Genomic DNA, 4,344 nt, shown 5'->3' on the forward strand with positions numbered 1-4,344 from the left:
CGCATCCCGTCCCCCCGCTCCACCGGCGGACCCCGCTCCGCCGACGACGTCCGCCGCCAGATCAAGGGCTTCACCTCCACCGGCGCGGTCGCCCCGGGCGAGGCCGTCGACTTCCACATCACGGTCGACCCGCCCCAGGAATTCAGCGTCGACATCTACCGCATCGGCCACTACGACGGCGACGGCGCGGCCAAGATCACCACCAGCCCCCGTCTCTCCGGCATAGTCCAGCCCCCGCCCCTGACCGCCGACCGCACGGTCTCCTGCCACCACTGGTGGCTCTCCTGGCGCCTCCAGGTCCCCTCGTACTGGAACGTCGGGGCGTACGTCGCCGTCCTCACCACCGCCGACGGCTACCGCTCCCACGTCCCGTTCACCGTCCGGGACAACCGCCCAGCCGACTTCCTCGTGCTGCTCCCCGACATCACCTGGCAGGCCTACAACCTCTACCCGGAGGACGGCCGCACCGGCGCCAGCCTCTACCACGCCTGGGACGAGAACGGCCGCCTCCTCGGCGAGGCCGACGCCGCGACGACCGTCTCTTTCGACCGGCCGTACGCGGGCGCGGGCCTCCCCCTGCACGTCGGCCACGCCTACGACTTCATCCGCTGGGCCGAGCGCTACGGATACGACCTCGCCTACGCCGACGCCGGTGATCTGCACGCCGGTCACGTCCAGCCCACCCGCTACCGCGGCCTGGTCTTCCCCGGCCACGACGAGTACTGGTCGACGGCCATGCGCCGCACCGTGGAACTCGCCCGCGACAGCGGTACCTCGCTCGTCTTCCTCTCCGCAAACACCCTGTACTGGCAGGTGGAGCTGGGCCCTTCCCCGTCCGGCGTGCCCGGCCGCCTGCTGACCTGCCGCAAGCGCAAGGGCCCCGGCCGGCCCGCCCTCTGGCGCGAGATCGACCGCGCCGAACAGCAACTGCTGGGCATCCAGTACGCGGGCCGCGTTCCCGAACCCCAGCCGCTGATCGTGCGCAACGCCGGTCACTGGCTGTGGGAGGCGACCGGCGCGCACGAGGGCGACGGCATCGACGGCCTGGTCGCGGGCGAGGCCGACCGCTACTTCCCGCGCACCCCGCTGCCGCCCCACGAGGAGCGCACCCTCCTCGCCCACTCCCCGTACACCGACAGCCGGGGCGCCCGGCGCCACCAGGAGACCTCCCTCTACCGCGCCCCCTCCGGCGCTCTGGTCTTCGCCTCCGGCACCTTTGCCTGGTCCCCGGCGCTGGACCGCCCGGGCCATGTGGACCCCCGTGTCCAGCGCGCGACGGCGAACCTCCTGGACCGCATATGCAAGCGCGACTGACACCGCACGGCACCCTCCGCGACCACGCCCCGACCCCCGCTGTCCCCGGCCAATCCCGATGTACGGGACAATCAAGCCACTAGGACAGAACCACGGGGAGGAACCGTGTCCGGATTCGTAGAAAAGCCCGAGCCCCTGGAGGTGCCGGGCCTGGTGCATCTGCACACCGGCAAGGTGCGCGAGCTGTACCAGAACGAGGCCGGCGACCTCGTGATGGTCGCCAGCGACCGCATCTCCGCCTTCGACTGGGTCCTGCCCACCGAGATCCCCGGCAAGGGCCGCGTCCTGACGCAGCTCTCCCTGTGGTGGTTCGACCAGCTCGCCGACCTGGTCCCGCACCACGTCCTGAGCACCGAGCTGCCCGCGGGTGCGCCCGCCGACTGGGCCGGCCGCACCCTGGTCTGCAAGTCGCTCCGGATGGTCCCCGTCGAGTGCGTGGCCCGCGGTTATCTCACCGGCTCCGGCCTGGCCGAGTACAAGGAGTCCCGCACGGTCTGCGGCCTGGCCCTCCCCGAAGGCCTGGTCGACGGCTCCGAGCTGCCCGCCCCGATCTTCACCCCGGCCACCAAGGCCGCGGTCGGCGACCACGACGAGAACGTCTCCTACGAGGAGGTGGCCCGCCAGACCGGCGCCGACACCGCCGCCCGGCTCCGCCAGGCGACCCTCGCCGTCTACAGCCGGGCCCGGGACATCGCCCGCGACCGGGGCATCATCCTCGCGGACACCAAGTTCGAGTTCGGCTTCGAGGGCGAGACACTCGTCATCGCCGACGAGGTCCTCACCCCGGACTCCTCCCGCTTCTGGCCGGCCGACACCTGGCAGCCGGGCCGCGCGCAGCCCTCGTACGACAAGCAGTTCGTGCGGGACTGGCTGACCTCGGAGGCGTCCGGCTGGGACCGCGCGAGCGAGCAGCCGCCGCCGGAGCTGCCGCAGGAGGTCGTCGACGCGACCCGCGCCAAGTACATCGAGGCCTACGAGCGGCTGACGGGCACGAGCTGGTCGTAGCCCGCAGGCACGAAAAAAGCCCCCCGGCCGAAACCGGGGGGCTTGTTTCCTGAGCGGACGACGAGGCTCGAACTCGCGACCTCAACCTTGGCAAGGTTGCGCTCTACCAACTGAGCTACGTCCGCAGTGCGCCGTGGCGCGAGAGCAACTATACCCAACCCCGCTCACGTGCGAGACGTACCGCCGCGTGACGGTTCTCGGCCCCCAGTTTGGAAACGGCTGACGAAAGATAGTTGCGCACCGTTCCCGGCGACAGCGCGGCCCGCTCCGCGATCTCCGTCACGGGCGCCCCGTCGGCGGCGAGTTCGAGCACCTCGGCCTCGCGCGAGGTCAGCGGCGAGTCTCCGGCGGCGATCGCGTCGGCGGCCAACTCCGGGTCGACGTAACGGTTTCCGGCATGCACGGTCCGGATGATCTCCGCGAGTCGCTGAGCGCTCACCGTCTTCGGGACGAACCCGCGCACACCCGCCGCAAGCGCCCGTTTCAGATGGCCGGGGCGGCCGTGGCTGGTGACGATCAACGCCTGACAGCCGGGCAGTTCGGTCCGCAGTGATGTGGCGACCTTCACACCGTCGGCCCCCGGCATCTGGAGATCCAGGACGGCCACGTCCGGCCGATGTGCCCGCGCCATCGCCAGGGCCTCGGGCCCGGTGGCCGCCTCGGCGACGATCACCAGATCCTCCTCCAGGGAGAGCAGAGCGGTCAGCGCACCCCGGATCAGATGTTCGTCGTCGGCGAGCAGCACCCGCACCACGCCGGTCACGCGAGAATCTCGCTCGCCACAGGGTCCTTCACGACCAGCGGCACTTCGGCCACCACCCGGAACAGACCGCCCCCGGCGATGCCCGCCTCCAGCGTCCCGCCCACCTTCCGCAGCCGCTCCGCCAGCCCGGCCAGCCCGGACCCGCCACCGGCCGACCCGGCGCTGTCCGCGCCGCCACCGTCCGCGCCGGCGGCGGCCTTCGCGCCCTCGCCGTCCGCCCCGTCGTTCTCCACCGTCAGCACGACCTTTCCGTCCGTCACCCGCACCCGCACCGCACACCGGCCCGCATTGCCGTGCCGCAGCACGTTCGTGGTCGTCTCCCGCACCACCCAGCCGAGCGCCGACTGCACCTCGGAGGGCAGCCCGCCGACCTCTCCACGCACCTCGCACTCGATCCCGGCGGCAGTCAGGACGCCCTGCGCGCCCAGGAGTTCGACCCCCAGGTCAGCCTCGCGGTAACCGCGTACGACATCGCGTACCTCCCGCTGGGACTCCCGTGCGATCCGCTGGACCTCGATCATCTGCTCGACCGCCTCGGGGCGCCCCCGGCGGGCCAGCTGCACGGCCAGCTCGCTCTTGAGGGCGATCACCGCAAGGTTGCGGCCCATCACGTCGTGCAGGTCCCGGCCGAACCGCAGCCGCTCCTCGGCGACGGCGAGCCGGGCACGGGTCTCGCGGGCCTCGTCGAGCCGGTAGACGGTGTCGAGCAGCCAGACGGAGAACACAGAGGTGGTGGCCATGAACCCGCCGCCGAGCAGCACCGCCGTCACCGAGACCAGAACGGCCGGACCGGGCGCGCCGAGCGACAGCGCCAGGGCTCCGGAGGCCGTCGCGTAACCGGCGACGACGGCGAGCGCCTGCCGCCAGCCGCGGACGCCGAGCGTGGTGACGCACGCGGCGAAGATCAGGACGACGCCGAAGACCCCGCCCGCGGCGGTGTCGACCTCCTTGCCGCCCGGACCGTGCTCCGCGGTCCACAGTGCGACCGCCGCGACCGCCGCGGTGACGAGGGCGAACGCCACCATCAGCCGCACCGGCCGGGGCCGCCTGCCCCGCGTCCAGTCCAGCGCCCGCGAGGCCGTCACCGCGGACAGGATGCAGTGCACGACCGTGATCAACGGCAGCCACAGCACCGGCCCCTGCCACACCCCGCTGCTGAACGGCACCCCCACCGCCGCGAACTCGGCCAGCCCGAAGAAGTGGAACGACCACCGCGTGTACGTCTCGACCTTCGCCGGCGAACTCTTCCGCCGCCACCAGCC

The 4,344-nt window shown here is 72.3% G+C and carries 4 protein-coding genes and 1 tRNA gene; 2 read left to right on the forward strand and 3 right to left on the reverse strand.

Annotation, left to right across the window (positions count from 1 at the left end; genetic code table 11):
- Window positions 1-1,314 (forward strand): N,N-dimethylformamidase beta subunit family domain-containing protein (locus P1P75_RS39890; RefSeq protein WP_319264577.1); only part of this gene is annotated, 1,314 nt, incomplete at its 5' end.
- A 105-nt stretch (window positions 1,315-1,419) separates the two neighbouring features.
- Window positions 1,420-2,319 carry a phosphoribosylaminoimidazolesuccinocarboxamide synthase gene (locus P1P75_RS39895; RefSeq protein WP_319264579.1) on the forward strand — a complete coding sequence of 300 codons (900 nt, stop codon included), beginning with the start codon at window positions 1,420-1,422 and terminating at the stop codon, window positions 2,317-2,319.
- A 52-nt stretch (window positions 2,320-2,371) separates the two neighbouring features.
- Here P1P75_RS39895 and P1P75_RS39900 read toward each other — a convergent pair.
- From P1P75_RS39900 to P1P75_RS39910, 3 genes are all read right to left on the reverse strand, one after another.
- A tRNA-Gly gene (locus tag P1P75_RS39900) sits at window positions 2,372-2,444 on the reverse strand.
- Between the two features lie 23 nt (window positions 2,445-2,467).
- Window positions 2,468-3,082, reverse strand: coding sequence for a response regulator transcription factor (locus P1P75_RS39905; protein ID WP_319264581.1), 615 nt, complete (start codon window positions 3,080-3,082; stop codon window positions 2,468-2,470).
- A partial coding sequence (locus P1P75_RS39910) for a histidine kinase (protein WP_319264583.1) occupies window positions 3,079-4,344 on the reverse strand: 1,266 nt, incomplete at its 5' end. The genes P1P75_RS39910 and P1P75_RS39905, both read right to left, overlap by 4 nt.

This window comes from Streptomyces sp. ID05-39B (genome assembly GCF_033794725.1).
Taxonomy (GTDB): Bacteria; Actinomycetota; Actinomycetes; order Streptomycetales; family Streptomycetaceae; genus Streptomyces; species Streptomyces bobili.